This is a genomic window from Caulobacter sp. UNC358MFTsu5.1 (assembly GCF_000712075.1).
In the GTDB taxonomy this organism is placed as follows: Bacteria; Pseudomonadota; Alphaproteobacteria; order Caulobacterales; family Caulobacteraceae; genus Caulobacter.
This window is the reverse complement of the sequence record NZ_JONW01000005.1, coordinates 365,158-382,396: the sequence shown is the minus strand read 5'-3', so window position 1 is coordinate 382,396 and position 17,239 is coordinate 365,158. Positions and strand designations below refer to the sequence as shown.

Annotated in this window: 16 protein-coding genes; 11 read left to right on the top strand and 5 right to left on the bottom strand. The window is 69.1% G+C overall.

What is annotated here, in order from left to right; translation table 11 throughout:
* Window positions 1-79 precede the first annotated feature (79 nt).
* Both BR39_RS0103895 and BR39_RS0103890 read left to right on the top strand, forming a co-directional pair.
* Complete coding sequence (locus tag BR39_RS0103895) at window positions 80-1,168, top strand: S1C family serine protease (protein WP_029907931.1); 1,089 nt, start codon at window positions 80-82, stop codon at window positions 1,166-1,168.
* A gap of 136 nt (window positions 1,169-1,304) precedes the next feature.
* Window positions 1,305-1,556, top strand: a complete 252-nt coding sequence (locus BR39_RS0103890; RefSeq protein ID WP_231499393.1) for a hypothetical protein — start codon at window positions 1,305-1,307, stop codon at window positions 1,554-1,556.
* Window positions 1,557-1,720: 164 nt separating this feature from the next.
* Here the strand turns inward: BR39_RS0103890 and BR39_RS0103885 are convergent, their stop codons facing one another.
* Window positions 1,721-2,188 carry a GNAT family N-acetyltransferase gene (locus BR39_RS0103885; protein WP_029907927.1) on the bottom strand — a complete coding sequence of 156 codons (468 nt, stop codon included), beginning with the start codon at window positions 2,186-2,188 and terminating at the stop codon, window positions 1,721-1,723.
* Between the two features lie 145 nt (window positions 2,189-2,333).
* Here BR39_RS0103885 and BR39_RS0103880 point away from each other — a divergent pair, with 145 nt between their 5' ends.
* Window positions 2,334-2,750: a hypothetical protein gene (locus tag BR39_RS0103880; RefSeq protein WP_156035573.1), complete on the top strand. Its 417-nt coding sequence runs from the start codon at window positions 2,334-2,336 to the stop codon at window positions 2,748-2,750.
* Between the two features lie 73 nt (window positions 2,751-2,823).
* Entirely contained in the window at window positions 2,824-4,467 is a 1,644-nt protein-coding gene (locus BR39_RS25640; RefSeq protein ID WP_051695144.1) for an energy transducer TonB, read from the top strand.
* Window positions 4,468-4,471: 4 nt separating this feature from the next.
* Here the strand turns inward: BR39_RS25640 and BR39_RS0103870 are convergent, their stop codons facing one another.
* Window positions 4,472-5,008: a hypothetical protein gene (locus tag BR39_RS0103870; RefSeq protein WP_029907921.1), complete on the bottom strand. Its 537-nt coding sequence runs from the start codon at window positions 5,006-5,008 to the stop codon at window positions 4,472-4,474.
* Window positions 5,009-5,179: 171 nt separating this feature from the next.
* Between BR39_RS0103870 and BR39_RS0103865 the strand changes: the two genes are divergently transcribed.
* Window positions 5,180-6,493, top strand: a complete 1,314-nt coding sequence (locus tag BR39_RS0103865) for a hypothetical protein (protein ID WP_029907919.1) — start codon at window positions 5,180-5,182, stop codon at window positions 6,491-6,493.
* A gap of 67 nt (window positions 6,494-6,560) precedes the next feature.
* Here the strand turns inward: BR39_RS0103865 and BR39_RS0103860 are convergent, their stop codons facing one another.
* On the bottom strand, window positions 6,561-7,820 hold the full coding sequence (locus BR39_RS0103860) for an EAL domain-containing protein (protein WP_029907917.1): 1,260 nt from the start codon (window positions 7,818-7,820) through the stop codon (window positions 6,561-6,563).
* Window positions 7,821-8,097: 277 nt separating this feature from the next.
* On the opposite strand from BR39_RS0103860, the gene BR39_RS0103855 reads away from it, so the two are divergent.
* From BR39_RS0103855 to feoB, 3 genes are all read left to right on the top strand, one after another.
* On the top strand, window positions 8,098-8,976 hold the full coding sequence (locus tag BR39_RS0103855) for a sialidase family protein (RefSeq protein ID WP_029907915.1): 879 nt from the start codon (window positions 8,098-8,100) through the stop codon (window positions 8,974-8,976).
* Between the two features lie 109 nt (window positions 8,977-9,085).
* Window positions 9,086-9,433 (top strand): FeoA family protein, encoded by a 348-nt coding sequence (locus tag BR39_RS0103850; protein WP_029907913.1) that lies wholly within the window; start codon window positions 9,086-9,088, stop codon window positions 9,431-9,433.
* Window positions 9,434-9,437: 4 nt separating this feature from the next.
* Window positions 9,438-11,324, top strand: a complete 1,887-nt coding sequence (feoB, locus tag BR39_RS0103845; protein WP_029907911.1) for a ferrous iron transport protein B — start codon at window positions 9,438-9,440, stop codon at window positions 11,322-11,324.
* A gap of 150 nt (window positions 11,325-11,474) precedes the next feature.
* Here feoB and BR39_RS0103840 read toward each other — a convergent pair whose 3' ends face one another.
* Window positions 11,475-13,751 (bottom strand): arylsulfatase, encoded by a 2,277-nt coding sequence (locus tag BR39_RS0103840; RefSeq protein WP_035018142.1) that lies wholly within the window; start codon window positions 13,749-13,751, stop codon window positions 11,475-11,477.
* A 291-nt stretch (window positions 13,752-14,042) separates the two neighbouring features.
* On the opposite strand from BR39_RS0103840, the gene BR39_RS26030 reads away from it, so the two are divergent.
* Window positions 14,043-14,264, top strand: coding sequence for a hypothetical protein (locus BR39_RS26030; protein WP_231499392.1), 222 nt, complete (start codon window positions 14,043-14,045; stop codon window positions 14,262-14,264).
* A complete protein-coding gene (locus BR39_RS0103830; protein ID WP_029907908.1) occupies window positions 14,248-14,628 on the top strand; it encodes a type II toxin-antitoxin system VapC family toxin in 381 nt (126 codons plus the stop codon). Before BR39_RS26030 ends, BR39_RS0103830 begins: the two co-directional genes overlap by 17 nt.
* A gap of 3 nt (window positions 14,629-14,631) precedes the next feature.
* Here BR39_RS0103830 and BR39_RS0103825 read toward each other — a convergent pair whose 3' ends face one another.
* Window positions 14,632-15,510, bottom strand: a complete 879-nt coding sequence (locus BR39_RS0103825; protein ID WP_029907907.1) for a 3-hydroxybutyryl-CoA dehydrogenase — start codon at window positions 15,508-15,510, stop codon at window positions 14,632-14,634.
* A gap of 284 nt (window positions 15,511-15,794) precedes the next feature.
* On the opposite strand from BR39_RS0103825, the gene BR39_RS0103820 reads away from it, so the two are divergent.
* Entirely contained in the window at window positions 15,795-17,183 is a 1,389-nt protein-coding gene (locus tag BR39_RS0103820; RefSeq protein WP_029907906.1) for a glycoside hydrolase family 47 protein, read from the top strand.
* Window positions 17,184-17,239: the final 56 nt, after the last annotated feature.

Genomic DNA, 17,239 nt, shown 5'->3' with positions numbered 1-17,239 from the left:
GGGGCGTCCCGGCCCCGCTCCGACTCGCCAACCCACGTTCTTGCCGTTAACCTTCGCCGCACGACGGGGCGGGGGCCGGATGTTGAAAGCGCGCAAGTACGAGATGTTCGCCAAGGCCCGGCGGCCCAAGGCGCCGCGGCGGCATGAGATCTTGTCGTATCCCGACCAGGAGTCCGAGGCGGTCTTCGTGCTGGACGCCGGCGAGCCGGCGCCGTTCTGCGTCGTCCCCTCCCAGGACAGCCTGCTGGACGCCTATTCCAACGCCGTGGTCCGCGCCGTCGAGGCGGTGGGGCCCAGCGTCGTGCGCATCCATCCGATGATGGAGGACCCGCGCATGCAGGGCGTGGGCTCGGGCTTCGCCATCGCGCCGAACGGCCTGATCCTGACCAACAGCCACGTGGTCCAGGGGGCCAGCCGCTTCATCGTCATCACCGCCGAGGGCCGCAGCGTGACGGCGCGCTGCGTGGGCGACGACCCCGACACCGACCTGGCCCTGCTGCAGCTGGACCAGAGGCTGGACCTGCCGGTCGCGCGGCTGGGCGACTCCAAGGCCCTGCGGCGCGGCCAGCTGGTGATCGCCATCGGCGCCCCGCTGGGCTTCGAGGCGACGGTGACCACCGGGGTGGTCTCGGCCATGGGCCGGTCCCTGCGCGGCGAGCGCGGCCGGTTGATCGAGGACCTGATCCAGACCGACGCGGCCCTCAATCCCGGCAACAGCGGCGGCCCGCTGGTCAGCTCGTCCGGCGAGGTGGTGGGCATCGCCACCGCCGTGATCGCCGGCTACCAGGGTCTGTGCTTCGCCGTGGCGTCCAACACCGCCAGCTTCGTGATCGCCGAGCTGGTGGCCCACGGCCACGTGCGGCGCGGCTCGATCGGCCTGGTCGCCCAGCAGGCCCCGATCCCGCCGGGTCTGGCCCGGGCCACGGGCGTGACCCAGGGCTATGCGGTGTTCGTAGCCCAGGTCGACGCCGGCGGTCCCGCCGCCAAGGCCGGGGTGCGCGAGGGCGACCTGCTGATCAGCGCCGGCGGCGCGCCCCTGACCGGGCTGGACGACCTGTTGCGCGCCCTGGACCACCACAGCATCGACAAGCCGGCGCCGTTCGTCCTGATCCGCCAGGGCAAGCTGATGACGGTGACGATTACCCCTCGGGCGCGCAAGCGCGGTTGAACATCGTCGGCGACGCGACACAACCCGGCAAGGCCGTGTCGAAAAGATCGATAAATCACGGATAACGTTGTTTTCCCCGTGGACGCACCCGGCGCCCACCCCTACACTTTTGCCGTCAGTGTGGAGGGGCTCTCTCGTGCGGCTTGGGGTTCGGGCAAAACGTCTGTGGCGAAAAGGCTGGCGCGCCGTCCGTTTCCTCCTGCCCCCCAGACCCGTCCTGACCTCGCTGGAAGGCAAGGTCCTGGCCTCGGCCTGGGCCGTCGCCGCCCTGACCACCCTCAGCGTCGCCCTGGCCCAGGGCCTGCGGATGTTCCTGCTCTCGGCCCTGGCCGTGCTGTTCGGCACCCTGGCGGCCCTGTGGATGCTGGACGGCCTGGCGCGGCGGTAGCTGACGGCCACCATCATGCCCGTCATCCTCGGACTTGTTCCGAGGACCCCTGCTTCAGCCGAGAAGAAGGGTGATCCGTGGCGCGGCGAGGTCGCGGATCCACCCAAACGGCAAACCAGCCGACAGAGGGGGCCTCGGAACAAGTCCGAGGATGACGGACTGAACTAAACCCCCACCGCCCAGCACACCAGCTCCCCGTCCTCCTCGTCCGTCCGCTCGCCCGTGCGGGCGAAGCCGTTGGCTTCCAGCACGCGCTGGGAGACGGCGTTGTGGATCGAGGTTTCGGCGGTGACGGTCTTCACGCGCCAGTCGGACCGCGCCCAGGCCAGCAGTTCGGCCACGGCCCGGCGGGCGATCCCGCGGCCCCGGCGCGAGGCGGCGACGCCGTAGCCGATCATCACCGTGTCGCCGACATAGGGCGTGCGGACCAGCGAGGTCAGGCCCGCCACCTCGCCGTCCTCGACGATCAGCCAGGCGTTGGGCTGGAAGCTCTCGCCGACCTCGGCCGACAGGCCGCGCAGCATGGCCAGGACCTCCGGCGTCTCGACCCCGCCCTCGGCGACCGCCAGGCCGTCGGGGGCGCGCCCGGCGATCAGGGCGGCGAAGTGGGCGTCGGTGGCTTCGATCAGCATGGGCGGGCGGACGTGTCGGTTGGCGTGGACCGGGAACAGGCCCGCGTTCGGCCGGTCTGTCCAGGCGCCGCGATAGTCGCCCGGAGGGACGGTTGCCGCCGTCGCGCGGCCGGTCCAAGCTGCGCCCTTCCGCGACGAGGTTCCGATGACCCGATCCGACGCCAAGCCTATGCTCCGCTCCGCCCTGATGACGGCGGCCCTGGCGGCGGCCTGCCTGCTGGCGGCCTGCGGGCAGGGCTCCCAGTCGACCCATGTCGTGCTGTCGGGACCGGCCGACAAGGTCGAGGCGCTGATCGCCCAGCACCGCCTCTCCGCCGCCCCGGTCCAGTCCCATGTCGAGAAGCTGCCCGACGGCGGCGAGCGGGCGGTCTTCGACAAGCCCGGCGGCCTGCCGGCCGGCCAGCTGATCGCCCTGGGCAAGGCGGCGGCCAAGGCGGGGGTCGATTTCGAGTTCTCCAGCGGCTCGCAATGGAGCGCCGGGTCGTCGTCCACGCAGGGCTCGCCCCCTCGGGCCGCTTCTCCGGGCGATCCGGCCGCGCCAAACAAGGGGCCCGTGGCCTGACGGCTTCGCCAGGTCCTTGTCGCCGCCCGGGCCGCCCCCTAGGGTTGCAAGCGTGGCTTTGGGGGCGGCGGGCATGATGAAGCGTTTTGGCGTCCTGGCGGCGGTGGTCGCGGCTTGCCTGGCCGGGCGCGCGGCGGCCCAGGAGGGGACCGGCCAGCCGGAGTTCCGTCTGCGTAGCCAGGAGATCCAGGCCGCCTATCCGCCGGAGGCCCGGGCCAACGGCGTGGAAGGCGAGGCGGTGGTGGCCTGCCAGACCTATGGCGCCGGCTTCTGGTCCTGCGGGCTGATCTCGGAAAGCCCTGCCGGCGCGGGCTTCGGCCCGGCCGCCCTGGCCCTGGTCAAGCGCTACGAAGTCGGCGGTCCCAAGAACCCGGACGCCAACCTTGTCCGGTCCGAACCGTTTCGGATCCAGTTCCAGCTGCCCGAGAACAATCCGATCCGGGCGGGCGGGGTGGAGTATCGGCTCCCGGCGCGCGTCGCGGCGCCGTCGCCGGACGCCCTCTACGCCGCCTGGCCGCGCGCCGCGCGCTTCACCGGCGTCGAAGGCTGGGCCAGCCTGTGGTGCACGGTGACGGTCGAGGGACGGACGACCGCCTGCGCGGTCGGCCAGGAAGGCCGGGTCGGGCTGGGCTTCGGCGAGGCGGCCCTGAAGCTGGCGCCGCTCTATCGGTTCACGCCCGGCCGCAAGGCGGGCGCGCCGGCGGCGATGTCGATCCCCATCATGGTCAGTTTCGCCTGCGACGTCCGTTGTCGTCCGTTCGAAGGCGAAGGCTCGACGCCGGGCGAATGGACCGCTGTTCCCACCCCGGCCCAGGTGCAGGCGGCCTATCCGGCGTCGGCCAAGGCCAAGGGGCTGGCGGGCTTCGCCCGGCTGGCCTGCACGCCGACCCCGGCCGGCGTACTGCGCGATTGCCGCGTCCTGGCGCAGGCGCCCGCCGACGAAGGCTTCGGAGCGGCGGCCCTGGCGCTCGCGGACAGGTTCAAGGCCGAAGCGTCCCCCTATCCCGGTCGTATCTCCTTCTCGGTCGCTTTCGACCAGAGCCTCGGCGTGGCCGACCGGGTTTGGCTGACCAACCCCTTCCCCGGACGGACGCCGGCCGCGCCCCTGGGCAGGGCGGGCAAGGCCAAGGCGCCGCCCGCGCCCTCCACGCCGCCCGTCGCCGGACGCTCCCGCCTGCGCTGCCAGGTCGCCCAGGGCGGCGAACTGGAGGCCTGCACGGTGCTGGAAAACCTCCCTTCGGACCCGGAGGTGGAGCGCCAGGTGCTCGAGAACCTGAAGGGGATCAGGACGCTCACCTGGACCCAGGAAGGACACTCGACGGTCGGATCGACGGTCGAGCTGAACGTCGCCACGGGGCCCTACACGCCGCCCTGGCTGGTCGCCGCCGCGCCGGTCCCGCCCGTCGTCGCGCCGGGGGTGATCGACTACCGCCCCAACACCCCCCTGCGGACGCCGAACGGGGAAGACATGGCGCGCTACTATCCGGATCGCGCGCAGCGGATGGAGGTCGGCGGCACGGCCAGGATGAGCTGCGCCATCGGGGCGAGGGGGGCTCTGGAAAGCTGCCAGGTGCTGTCGGAATCCCCGCCCGAATACGGTTTCGGCGACGCGGCGCTGAAGGTGAGCCGGCTTTTCCGCTACAGCCCTGAAAGCATCGACGGGACGACCACCGGCGAACCGGTCGTGATCCCGTTCAGCTTCGCCGTGCCGCGCTGAGGCCTCAGGACTTCGGCTTGGCGATCTTGACGCCCGAGGCCAGCATCTGCGGCTTGACGTTCAGGGCGTAGTCCTCGTCGAACCGAGCCTGGGCGTCGGCCCTCACGGCGGCGATCACCCGGTCGCGGGCCTCGCGGGCGGGGGCGAAGTTGAGGTCGCAGGTGCTGAGGGCCGGGTCCTGGCCCTGGTCGGCCGCGCCGGTCTCGCCGGTGGGCAGCTCCTCCGACACCGGGTCGGTGCAGGAGAGCAGGCCGGTCATCGACGAGAAGCAGATCGAGCGCTGCAGATAGGCCCGCAGCCGCCAGCCGCACTGCACGGTCCGCTGGTCGGCGCCGTCGGGGACCTTGCGGTCGACGTCGTAGCGCAGGAACACCTGGTGGCGGACCAGGGCGCTCTCGGACCGGCGGGCCTTGGTCAGGACCAGGGACTGGTCGCGGGCGACCACCGTCATCGTGGCGCTGGCGCCCTTCACCGTGCTGGGCGCGGGAACTTGAGGCGAGGCGATGGGCGGCGGCGAGGCGGGCGGCGGTCCGGCTTGCATGTCGAGTCCCCCTTCGATTGCGGAACAACCTTAGGGTGGGCCGACGTGAGCGGTCAAATGCGCGGACCGGTCAAGCTTTAGCGACCGATTTTGACGTGCCTGGACCATAGAAGGAAGAAGCCGGCGGCGCATTTCGCCTGTCCGGAATTTCTGATTTTTGAGGATTTTCAAATGACCATTATCGTTCCCACGGCCTTCACGGGGGCCGCGATCCAGACCGCCTTCGACACGCTGCAAGCCGCGACCTCGAACCCGGACGGTACGCGTCCGACGATCCGGTTGCAGCAGGGGTCGTACCTGCTCGACGCGCCGCTGAATCTCACGCTGACCGACAGGTTGAGCCTCGAGATGTTCGGGGCGGGCGCCACCTATGCGACCAAGCTGGTCCCCACCGTCAACTTCCCGGCCAACTCGCCGCTGATCAACCTGGTCGTCACGCCGGGCGCCTTCGGCCCGCTGACCGACTTCATCCTGCGCGACTTCATGATCGACTGCACCTACACGGTGAACGGGGTCGACCATATCGTCCCCGGCGCCGTGGGCGTGCGCATCATCAGCACGACGGGCCGCACCGGCAGTTTCACGGCCAACACCGTCGAGAACGTCGCGATCGCCAACGCCCAGTACGGCGTCCACATCTACAACAGCGGCAAGATCAATTTCGAGCACTGCGGAATCTGGTCGCAGAAGGTGGACAACGCCGTCGGCATGCTGATCGAGGCCACCCCGTCGGGCTTCACGGGCGACGTGAACCTCAACCTGTGCAACATCGTCTGCAAGCCCGGCGGCAATTCACGCGGTCTGGTGCTCAAGGCCGTGGGGCCTTCCGACCATACCGAGGCCGGTGACGTCGGGCAGGTGAAGGGCTTCGGCTTCAACAACTCGGTGATCAACCAGGCCGACCTGAACGTGGAGATCCTGGCCCAGGCCGGCGGCGCCGTCGGCGACATCTGGTTCAATCCCCGCAGCCAGTTCGACGGTCAGGACGCCAGCTTCAATTCGGGCCGGGGCTTCGATGTCACCGCCACCGGCGCGAACTCGCTGGTCGACAACCTCAACATCGAGGGCCTCTATTTCCGGGGGCTGTACGCGGCGCAGCCGACCATCAAGACGACCACGTCCGGCGGCGGCCGGATCCGCACCGTGTCGATCGTCAACAACTGGGTCGGCAACACCTCCCAGCCGTTCGTCGAGTTGACCAATGTCGACGGGGCCGTCGTCTCGGGCAACCGCATCTACGCGGTCGGCAAGAACGACGGGACGAACCTCGACCACTATATCGGCTTCTACAACAGCCGCGGGTTCGCGTGCTCTGGCAACGTCGCCACCCAGCTGGACCGCGCCACCTACTGGGGCGTGCGGATCGACAGCGCCTGCAACGACTTCGCCGTGACGGGCAACGTCTTCTACGGCGCGGTCAACCTGGGCAATGTCGACAACCAGACGACGGCCGGCGTCGAGCGGGTGGTCGGCATGAACGCCTAGGCCATCCTGAAACGAAGAAGGCCTCCCGGGCGACCGGGAGGCCTTCGATGTTCGTTCCGGTGGGGCCCTACCGCCCGGCCCGACGGCGCAGGGCGCCGCGCATGAAGTCCTGGGGCGGGTCGGCCTCGGCGATGATCGAGTCGCGGATGGCGCGGGGCTCGCCGAACAGGTGGCCCTGGCCGTAGCCGATGTCGAGCTCCAGCACCTCGGCGACCTGGCGCTCTTCCTCGACCTTCTCGGCGATCAGCTCGATGCCGTAGCGGCGGGTCAGGCCGGCGAAGTCCTCGGCGTTCAGGTCGGGCAGCGAGGCGATGACCAGCTTGCCGTCCTGCTCTTCCAGCTGGTCCAGCATCAGCTGGGCGCCGACCTTGATGAACTTGACGTCGGCGCGGGCCAGGTCCTGGAAGTCCAGGTCCAGGTCGGTGACCTTGTCGAGGCTGAAGTGGAAGCCCAGGCTGGCGAGGCGCGCCATGTGGCGGGCCTCGACCGGGCCGCGGTCGTTGAACGCCTGCTGGCCCAGTTCGAAGATCAGGGCGCCGTGCAGGTCCTTGTTGACCTGCAGGAACTCCAGGAACTGGGCGAAGAACGCCTCATCGGCCAGGCTGGCCAGCGAGATGTTGCAGAAGATCCCGACCTTGCGGTCCTGCTTGGCCAGGCGGCGCACGATCTGCACGCAGCGGAACAGCAGCAGGTTGTCGATCGCGGCGGTCAGGCCCTCGGGCTCGGCCACGGCCAGGTACTCGGCCGGCATCATCACGCGGCCGGTCTCGTCGCGCAGGCGCGAGAAGCTCTCGTAGAAGACGGTCCGGCGCTGGGGAAGGCTGACGACCGGCTGCAGGTAGAGGTCGACGCGGTTCTCGGCCAGGGCGTCCTGCACCACCTCGATCAGGGCGGTGGACTGGGGCGAGCGGCCGCGCGGCTCGCTGCGGGCGACCTCGACCTGGTAGCTCAGCTGGTGTTCCAGGCGCTCGCTCATGCGCACGACCAGGTCCTCCAGCTGGTGGACCTCGCTGGTCAGTTCGGCCGAGCGGCGCTGGGCGTCGTCGGCGACGCTCTCCAGCAGGCCGGTGATGCGGGCGTCGACCTTCTCGACCTGCTCCAGCAGGATGCCGTGGGCCTCGCGGATGGTCTCGATGTCGACGCGCAGGGCCGCGCCCTGCAGGACGTTGGCGATCACGCCGTGGATGGCGAAGCACAGACCCATGGCGCCGATGAAGGCGGCCAGGCCGACAGCCGGCGCCGCTCCCATGCGCCACAGGGCGAGGGAGACAACCAAGGCCAGACAGAGATAGGCGCCGGTCAGCAGCGCCAGCATCAGCCTTCGCATTCGAGGGTCCCTACGAATCGTCAAGCTCAGTATGCGAGTCGCGCTGGCCGTGAGTCGAACAGATTAACGACTCTGAGCCATTACGCCGCGCCTTAACCACAAATCATCTGTTCGTGAACGCGCGGGGCCGGGCGACGGGCGCCGCGCCCTGTCGCTATTTCGCGGGACAGACTCGCCTTCCGGGCGGTGTTTTCTTTCGACACGCGCATGACGCGTGCGCCAACAAGGCGGGGCGACGGGCGTCCTCCGACGCCGGCCCGTCGGGAGGACACCAGCGATGGACAAGCTTTATACGTTCCACCGGACGGCCAACAGCAACGGGTTCATGTACCAGAGCCTGAACGACGACGACTGGTCCAACGAGCAGTCGGTCCAGAACCAGGGCGGGATCGACGCCACGCCCGGCGCGGCCGTGCTGAACGGCGTGCTCTACCTGTTCTACGGCCGCGGCGGGATCTTCTACTACGTCTCCACCGACGACGGCGACACGTTCACCGACGAGGCCCAGGTGCCCAACACCGGCGGGCTGGCGGCCGGCGTCGCGGCGGTGACCTACAACGAGAAGATCTACCTGTTCCACACCATCCCCAACGACCCGGCGCTGCGGTGCAAGACGTTCGACGGGACCAACTGGGGGCCGGACGAGTACATCAAGTCCGAGCCCGCCGCCTTCGACACCCTGGGCACGCCCGCGGCGACGGTGTGGGACAACAAGATCTACGTCCTGGTGCGGGGCGGCGAGGGGCGCGACCCCAGGAACCAGACCCGGCTGTGGTACGCCGCCTATGACGGCGCGCTGTGGCAGACCACCCAGGTCGACAACACCCCCGGCGTGCTCGACGGGGTCGGGGCGGCGGGTTTCGACGGCAAGCTCTGGGTGGTGTTCTCCGAGCCCAGCCGGCAGTTCGTCTACAAGACCTTCGACGGGACCAGCTGGTCGGACGATTCCGTGATCCCCGGCACCGTCGGCCAGATCTCGACGCCGGCGGCGGTCGTCTACAACGGCAGCCTCTATCTGCTGTACCAGCGCCGCGATCAGCCGGGCGGCTTCCTCTACCACTCGGTGGACGCCGACGGGAACTGGTCGACCGAGGCCGCGGTCTCCAATTCGGCGGGGATCAGCAACGGTCCGGCGGCCGTGGTCTTCAACGCCTAGCGGCCCGGCGCGACATCGCGTCCCACCGCGATGTCGCGCCGCCGCCCAATCGCCGCATGACAGCGTGACCTTGGACTGATAATCGTTCGCAAGTTTTTCCGGTGCGATCATGTCCGACGCTCTCAGCCTAGCTTCCGAAGTCATCGACCTCCCAGACTCCGCCTCGGGCGCCCCCCTGGGCGCGCGCGGCGCGGAAGGCCCGCTCAGCACGGCCCGCAAGGGGCAGCGCGGGGTCATCGTGCGGGTGGGCGGCGAGACGGGCCGGTCCGAGTCGATCGATCCGGAAGAGCTGGAGCGCCGCCTGCTGGAGATGGGCTTCGTGGAGGGCGCCGCGTTCGAGGTGCTGCACGAGGGCCTGTTCGGCCGCGACCCCATCGCCGTCCGCATCGACGACATGCGCGTGGCCCTGCGCCGCCGCGAGGCCGCCGCCGTCACCGTCCAGTTCGAAGAGATCTAAGGCCTTGACCGACGCTGTCCCCAAAGCCCCCCAGGGCCCCGCGCGCCTGGCGCTGGTCGGCAATCCCAATTCCGGCAAGACCGCCCTGTTCAACGCCCTGACCGGCAGCCGCCAGAAGGTCGCCAACTACGCCGGCGTCACCGTCGAGCGGAAGGAGGGCGTGCTGACCTTGCCCGGCGGCCGCGGCGCCCACGTGCTGGACCTGCCCGGCACCTACAGCCTGCGGGCCCGCAGCCCCGACGAGATCGTCACCCGCGACGCGGTGCTGGGCAAGCTGTCGGGCGAAGCCGCCCCGGACGTCCTGATCTGCGTGGCCGACGCCACCAACCTGCGGCTGGTGCTGCGCCTGGTGCTGGAACTGAAGCAGGTGGGCCGCCCGTTCGTGCTGGCGCTCAACATGTTCGACATCGCCCAGCGCCAGGGCCTGCGCATCGACCTGGAGCGGTTGTCCACCGAGATCGGCGCGCCGATCGCCACTACCGTGGCCACCCGCAAGCGCGGCCTGGACGAGCTGGTCGAGAAGGCCAGCGCCCTGGCCGCGTCCCACCAGGGCGCGCACGACAACGTCTGGCGCGAGCCGACCGCCGGCGAGATCCGCGCCGCCCACGCCGAGGCCCAGCGCATCTTCAAGGCCTGCGTGAAGCCGCCCGAGCGCCCCGACACCGTCACCGGCAAGGTCGACGCGGTGCTGCTGAACCCGGTCGGCGGGCTGATCATCCTGTTCGCCCTGCTGTTCGTGATGTTCCAGGCGGTGTTCACCTGGGCCACCGTGCCGGCCGACGCGATCGACGGGGGCTTCCAGGCCCTGGCCGGCTTCATCGGCGAGCACATGCCCAAGGGGCTGCTGGCCAGCTTCCTGACGGACGGCCTGATCGCCGGGGTGGGCAGCGTGCTGGTCTTCCTGCCCCAGATCCTGATCCTGTTCTTCTTCATCCTGCTCTTGGAAGACAGCGGCTACATGACCCGCGCGGCCTTCCTGATGGACAAGATCATGGGCGGGGCGGGCCTGCACGGGCGGGCGTTCATCCCGCTGCTCTCCAGCTTCGCCTGCGCCATCCCCGGGATCATGTCCACGCGGGTGATCGACAACAAGCAGGACCGGCTCACGACGATCCTGGTCGCGCCGCTGATGACCTGCTCGGCGCGGATCCCGGTCTACACCCTGATCATCGCCGCCTTCATCCCGCACACCAAGGTCTGGGGCGTGCTGAGCCTGCAGGGCCTGGTGATGTTCGGCCTCTACGCCGCCGGCATCGTCAGCGCGCTGGTGGTGTCGTTCGTGATCCGCCGGGTGTTCTGGCGGGGCACGGTCGAGCCGTTCATGATGGAGCTGCCGACCTATCGCTGGCCCGAGCCGCGCAACGTGGCGATGAACCTGTGGACCCGGGCCAAGATCTTCCTCAGCCGCGCCGGCCGCATCATCCTGCCGCTGATGATCGTGGTCTGGGTGCTGTCGACCTTCCCCTATCCGCCCGAGGGCGCGACGGGGCCGGCCATCGACTACAGCCTGGCCGGCCGCATCGGGCATTTCATCGCCCCCGTCATGGAGCCCATCGGCTTCAACTGGCAGATGACCGTGGCGCTGATCCCGGGCTTCGCGGCGCGCGAAGTGGCGGTGGCGGCCCTGGGGACGGTCTACGCCGTGGGCGGCGACGCCGACTCCCACGAGGCGCTCAGCACCCTGCTGTCGCACCAGTGGTCGCTGGCCACGGCCCTGTCGTTCCTGGCCTGGTACGTCTTCGCCCCGCAGTGCATGGCCACCCTGGGCGTGGTCAAGCGCGAGACCAACGGCTGGACCTGGCCGACGGTGATGTTCGTCTACATGACCGCCCTGGCCTATCTGGCCTCGTTCGCCGTCTACCACGTGGCCGTGGCGATGGGGGCGGGGTAGGGGCTTCTATTCCCGCAACCCAAACCGTTGTCATCCCGGAAGCCTCGCAGAGGCTGTCCGGGACCCAGGAGACTGGGCTGATGCGGTGCGGCTGCCCCTGGGTCCCGGACAAGCGCTGCGCGCTTTCCGGGATGACCACTCAGGCAACCCTCACTTCCCCAGTTCGATCGTCACCTTCTCGACCTTGCCGGTGAACTTGAACGGCAGCTTGTAGGTCCAGTCCACCGGCGAGCCGGTGTCGAGGCCGATGTCCAGGCCCTCGAAGATGGCGAACTGGATCGGCACCGACCGCTCGATGCGCCCGCCCGCGACCGTCTTGCCGCCGGCCTTGAGCGTGAACGCGCCGCCCTTGCCCATGCCGCCGCCGTCGTACTTGAACGCGACCTCGAGGGTCGTCCTGCCCGCCGGCAGGGCCGCCTCGCCCGCGAAGGTGGGCCGCTCCTGGCCCAGGAAGTTGTAGACGAACACCGGCCGGCCCTCGCGCAGATAGAGGCCGTAGCCGCCCTCCGACCCGCCCTGGGTGACGATCATGCCGCTGGCCTTGTCGTCCGGCAGGTCGACCTCGGCGGTGATGGTCCAGGACTTGTTGAGCATGGGCAGGCAGGCCGCGCCGGGCAGGGCGGTCATGCCCTCGTAGTAGACGGCTTTGGTCCGCTTGCCGATCAGGCTGGGCCGGCCCATGGCCTCGGCGTTCATGCGGATGGTCGCGCGCCAGTCCAGCGGCAGGACGCTGTACTTGGACGCCTCGGCCCACCACAGGTCCTGCAGCTCGCGCAGCTTGTCGGGGTGGTCCTTGGCCAGGTCCCTGGCCTGGGAGAAGTCCTCGTCGACCTTGTAGAGCTCCCAGACGGCCTTGTCGGGATTCCAGTTCTCGTCGCGGGTCGGCTCCCAGGGCACGAAGGACGGCGCCGAGGCCATCCAGCCGTCGTGATAGAGGCCGCGGTTGCAGCCCAGCTCGAAATACTGGGTCCGGCGCAGGCTGGGCGCCTCGGCGTCGTCGGCGGTGAAGGCGAAGCTGATCCCCTCGATGGGTTTCTGCGCCACGCCGTTCAGCTCCAGGGGCGCGGTGATCCCGGCCCATTCGTACAGGGTCGGCACGATGTCGATCACATGCAGGAACTGGTCGCGCAGGGCCCCCTTGTCCTTGATCCTCTTGGGCCAGCTGACGATCAGCGGATTGCGGGTGCCGCCGAAATGGCTGGCCACCTGCTTGGTCCACTGGAACGGCGTGTTCATCGCGTGGGCCCAGGACGAGGGGAAGTGGTTGAAGTGCTTGGGCCCGCCCAGCTCGTCGATGGCCGTGAGATTGTCCTGCCAAGTTTCCGGGAAGCCGTTGAAGAACAGGTTCTCGTTCAGCGAGCCCTCCAGCCCGCCCTCGGCCGACGAGCCGTTGTCGCCGGCGATGTAGAGGATGACGGTGTTGTCGGCGTCGGGCAGGTCCTTCACCGCGTCGACCACCCGGCCCATGGCCTCGTCGACCTGGGCGCCGTAGGCGGCGAAGCATTCCATCATCCGGGCGTAGAGGCGCTTCTGGTCGGGGTTCAGGCCCTCCCAGGCCGGCAGGCCCTTGGAGCGCTCGGTCAGCTGGGTGTCGGGCGGCACGACGCCCAGCGCCTTCTGCCGTTCCAGGGTCTTCTCGCGATAGGCGTCCCAGCCGTCGTCGAATTGGCCCTTGAACCGGTCGATCCAGGCCTTGGGGGCCTGGTGCGGCGCGTGGGTGGCGCCGGGCGCGACATACAGGAAGTAGGGCTTGTCGGGCGCGATGCTTTTCACCCGCCTGACCCACTCGACGGCCTTGTCGGCCAGGTCCTCGGTCAGGTGGTAGTCGGGATCGTCCGAGGCCGGGACCAGGTTGTGGTTCTCGTAGAGGACCGGGTGCCAGTGGTTCATGTCGCCGGCGTTGAAGCCGTAGAAATAGTCGAAGCCCAGGCCGTTGGCCCAGCGGTCGAACGGACCGGCGGGGCTGGTCTCCCAGGTGGGGGTGTTGTGGTTCTTGCCGATCCACGCGGTCATGTAGCCGTTCTGGCGCAGCACCTCGGCCACCGTGCCGCAGTTCCGGGGCAGGACGCAGGTGTAGCCGTCGAAGCCCGTGGCCGCCTCGGTGATGCCGGCGAAGGTGGCCGAGTGGTGGTTGCGGCCGGTGATCAGGGCCGCCCGCGTGGGGCTGCACAGGGCCGTGGTGTGGAAGCGGTTGTAGCGGATCCCCTCCTTGGCCAGCCGGTCCATGGTGGGCGAGGGCACCCCGCCGCCGAAGGTCGAGAACTGGCCGAAGCCCACGTCGTCCAGCAGGATCAGCACGATGTTGGGCGCGCCTTCGGGCGGCTGCACGGGCTGGGGGAACTGGGCCGGATCGGAGTCCTTGAAGGTTCGCCCCACTTGGCCGGTGAAGCGGAAATCGGGGCGCGGAAGGTGATCGGGCGTGGACACGGCGGGGCTCCCTGACGGCGTCTGGCAGGGAGAGGATTCGGCCGGTCCACGGGAAAAACGCCATTGGGCGAACCCCTCCGGACGCGGGGGAAACACCTTATTCGGCGGTCTCGGCATTCCGGGTCTCGAGGTTCGCGAGGCCATCGTGTCCCCCAAGAGCGGGGGCGGGACGGGTGTTGTTCTGGTTGTGTTCCGGTGTTATGCTCGCGTCATGACGACCCGGGTCGACATCAACGACTGGCCGATCTGGCCGAGTTCCTGGCGCATCTTCAGGCTGGCGAAGTCGTGGAGTTGACACGCGACGGCGAGGTGCTGGCGGTCGCGACGCCGTCGCCGGTCCCGGACAATGCCTCGATCCCAGACACGGCCTCGCCGAAACGCGAGCGTCAACTTGGGATCTGGGACCACCTGAACCTCGACCTGCCCGAAGACCTCTTCATCGGGCCCGATCCCGAGACCTTGGACGCGGTCGATGGGCCGATCTTCCCGACCGACGATGAAGCTGCTGCTTGATACCCACGCTGTCATCTGGGCGCTGAGCCAGTCACGGCGTCTGCCTTCGAGACTCGCCGCCTTGCTCAAGGACATCGACAACGAAGTCTTCGTCAGCGCCGCCTGCGCCTACGAAATCGAGTTCAAGCGACCCCGCAGCGCCGAAATCCAGCTATTGCCGGCCGACATCGAGGATGCGGTGCGTGCGCTCGATTTCACCTGGTTACCTGTCGAGACCCGCCACGCCGTGACTGCGGGCCGGCTGCCTCGTCAGCAGGGCGATCCGTTCGACCGTCTGATCGCCGCCCAGGGACTGGTCGAGAACGCCACCGTGATCACCCGCGACCCGCAACTCGTCGCCTACGGCGTCCCGACGCTCTGGTAGCCCCTACCGCGTCGGCACCGGCACGTCGCCGCGGTAGTCGTAGAAGCCTCGGCCGGTCTTCTTGCCCAGCCAGCCGGCCTCGACATACTTCACCAGCAGCGGGCAGGGGCGGTACTTGCTGTCGGCCAGGCCTTCGTAGAGCACGTTCATGATGCTCAGCACGGTGTCCAGGCCGATGAAGTCGCCCAGCTCCAGCGGGCCCATCGGATGGTTGGCGCCCAGCTTCATGGCGGTGTCGATGGCGTCGACCGTGCCGACCCCCTCGTACAGGGTGTAGATCGCCTCGTTGATCATCGGCACCAGCACGCGGTTGACGATGAAGGCGGGGAAGTCCTCGGCGTTGCTGGTGATCTTGCCCAGCGACTTGGCGAAGGCCACGGCGCGCTCGTAGGTCGGCACGTCGGTGGCGATGCCGCGGATGATCTCGACCAGCTTCATCAGCGGGACGGGATTCATGAAGTGCAGGCCGATGAACCGCTCGGGGCGGTCGGTGGCGCTGGCCAGCCGGGTGATCGAGATCGACGAGGTGTTCGAGGCTAGCAGGGTGTTGGGGCCCAGGTGGGGCTGCAGGCCGCGGAAGATCGACTTCTTGATCTCCTCGTTCTCGGTGGCCGCCTCGATGGCCAGGTCGGTCGCGCCGACCAGGGCCAGGTCCTCGGCGGCGGTGATCCGCTTCAGGGCCGCGTCCATCGCGTCCTGGTCGATGATGCCGCGATGCACCTGGCGGGCCATGTTCTTCTCGACCAGGGCCAGGCCGGCGTCGATGCGCTCGCGCGAGACGTCGTGCAGGCGCACGTCGTAGCCGCCCAGGGCGACGACATGAGCGATCCCCGACCCCATCTGGCCCGCGCCGATCACGCCGACCGTCTTGATATCCGTCATTCAGACTAGCCTTGTTCGAGGCGAGGCAGGGCGTCACGCGCCGTGCCCGAGTTCATGCCGGCTTTTCTAGCACGACCAACCCCGTCGTCGCCAAGGCTTTGCTGCGACGCAGCGGAAACGCCGCAGGGGCTATTCTCCAGGGTTGTGGATGCGGTTGCCGTCCCGGAAAGCGCGCGGCGCTTGTCCGGGCCCAGCTGAACCCGCAAAGCATCAGCCCGGCGCCCTGGATCCCGGACAGCCTCTGCGAGGCTTCCGGGACGACAGCAATGAGATAGGCTCCCGCCATGCACAGCTTCCGCCCCTCCCGCCGTCGCGCCCTGGCCCTGGTCGCCTCGGCCGCCGCGACCCCCGCCTTCGCCGCCGCCGCTCCCGCCGAGGATTGGAAGGCCCTGGCCGCCGACGTCCGCTCCGAGTTCCAGTGGGCCTGGCGCGGTTATGTCGCCAAGGCCTGGGGCAAGGACGAGATCAACCCGGTCAGCGGCACGTCGCAATCGTTCTTCGTCGAGGGCCACGACCTGGGCCTGTCGCTGGTCGAGGCGCTGGACACCCTATGGATCATGGGGCTGGACGCCGAATTCCAGGCGGGCGTCGACTGGGTGAAGCAGAACCTCGACTTCGACGTCGACGGCAATGCGCAGGTCTTCGAGACCAACATCCGCCTGGTCGGCGGCCTCCTCTCGGCCCACCTGGCCTGCGGCGATCCCGTGCTGCTGGCCAAGGCCCGCGACCTGGCCGACCGCCTGGCCAAGGCCTTCGAGGCCTCGCCCCACGGCCTGCCGTATCGCTATGTGAACCTGCGCACCGGGGCGGTCAGCGACCCCGAGACCAACCTGGCAGAGATCGGCACCTACCTGTCCGAGTTCGGGGTGCTGAGCCAGCTGACCGGCGACCGCAAGTATTTCGACATGGCCAAGCGGGCCATGCGCCACGCCCTGGACCGCCGTTCGAAGATCGGCCTGATGGCCGCCAACATCCACGCGGTGACCGGCGAGTTCACCAGCCGCAACGCCAGCATCGACGTCTATGCCGACAGCTTCTACGAGTACCTGCAGGACGGCTGGGAGCTGTTCGCCGACGCCGACTGCCAGCGCTGGGCGGTCGAGTGCATCGACGCCCAGCTGGCCCACCAGGCCAAGCGCTACGACGGCCGGCTGTGGTTCCCGATGGTCGATTTCGAGACCGGGGCGGTGACCGCCACGGCCCAGAGCGAGCTGGCCTGCTACTATGCCGGCCTGCTGAGCCAGATCGGCCGCAAGGTCCAGGGCGACGACTACCTGGCCTCGTTCACCTACCTCCAGGAGAGGTTCGGGGTGATCCCCGAGTCCATCGACGTGACCACGGCCCAGCCGCGCCGCAAGCACACCGGCCTGCGTCCGGAATATCCCGACGCCTGCCTGAACCTGTGGCTGGACGACGGCGACGACCGCTATCGCCGGCTGGCGGCGATCCACTATCGCGAGATGAAGGCCACCAGCCGCGCCGCCTTCGGCTACACGGCGCTGAAGGACATCACCACCCGGCCGATGACCCAGGGCGACAACTGCCCCGGCTACTGGTGGTCCGAGCAGATGAAGTACTACTACCTGCTGTTCTCCGACACGCCGCGCATCGACTACGCCCAGCTGCAGCTGAGCACCGAGGCCAATGTGCTGCGCGGGTTCAGGACGGCGTGAGGGCGCGGATCGCGGCGACCGGCCATGCGCCTTTGGCGAGAGTGGTTGTCTCTATA

Coding starts and splice junctions, on each gene's coding strand:
- BR39_RS0103885 (WP_029907927.1), bottom strand. CDS start 2,188: ATGCTGATCGAAGCCACCGACGCCCACTTCGCCGCCCTGATCGCCGGG.
- BR39_RS0103820 (WP_029907906.1), top strand. CDS start 15,795: ATGCACAGCTTCCGCCCCTCCCGCCGTCGCGCCCTGGCCCTGGTCGCC.
- BR39_RS0103855 (WP_029907915.1), top strand. CDS start 8,098: ATGGACAAGCTTTATACGTTCCACCGGACGGCCAACAGCAACGGGTTC.
- BR39_RS0103880 (WP_156035573.1), top strand. CDS start 2,334: ATGACCCGATCCGACGCCAAGCCTATGCTCCGCTCCGCCCTGATGACG.
- BR39_RS25640 (WP_051695144.1), top strand. CDS start 2,824: ATGATGAAGCGTTTTGGCGTCCTGGCGGCGGTGGTCGCGGCTTGCCTG.
- BR39_RS0103860 (WP_029907917.1), bottom strand. CDS start 7,820: ATGCGAAGGCTGATGCTGGCGCTGCTGACCGGCGCCTATCTCTGTCTG.
- BR39_RS0103850 (WP_029907913.1), top strand. CDS start 9,086: ATGTCCGACGCTCTCAGCCTAGCTTCCGAAGTCATCGACCTCCCAGAC.
- BR39_RS0103830 (WP_029907908.1), top strand. CDS start 14,248: ATGAAGCTGCTGCTTGATACCCACGCTGTCATCTGGGCGCTGAGCCAG.
- BR39_RS0103895 (WP_029907931.1), top strand. CDS start 80: ATGTTGAAAGCGCGCAAGTACGAGATGTTCGCCAAGGCCCGGCGGCCC.
- BR39_RS0103825 (WP_029907907.1), bottom strand. CDS start 15,510: ATGACGGATATCAAGACGGTCGGCGTGATCGGCGCGGGCCAGATGGGG.
- BR39_RS0103870 (WP_029907921.1), bottom strand. CDS start 5,008: ATGCAAGCCGGACCGCCGCCCGCCTCGCCGCCGCCCATCGCCTCGCCT.
- BR39_RS0103865 (WP_029907919.1), top strand. CDS start 5,180: ATGACCATTATCGTTCCCACGGCCTTCACGGGGGCCGCGATCCAGACC.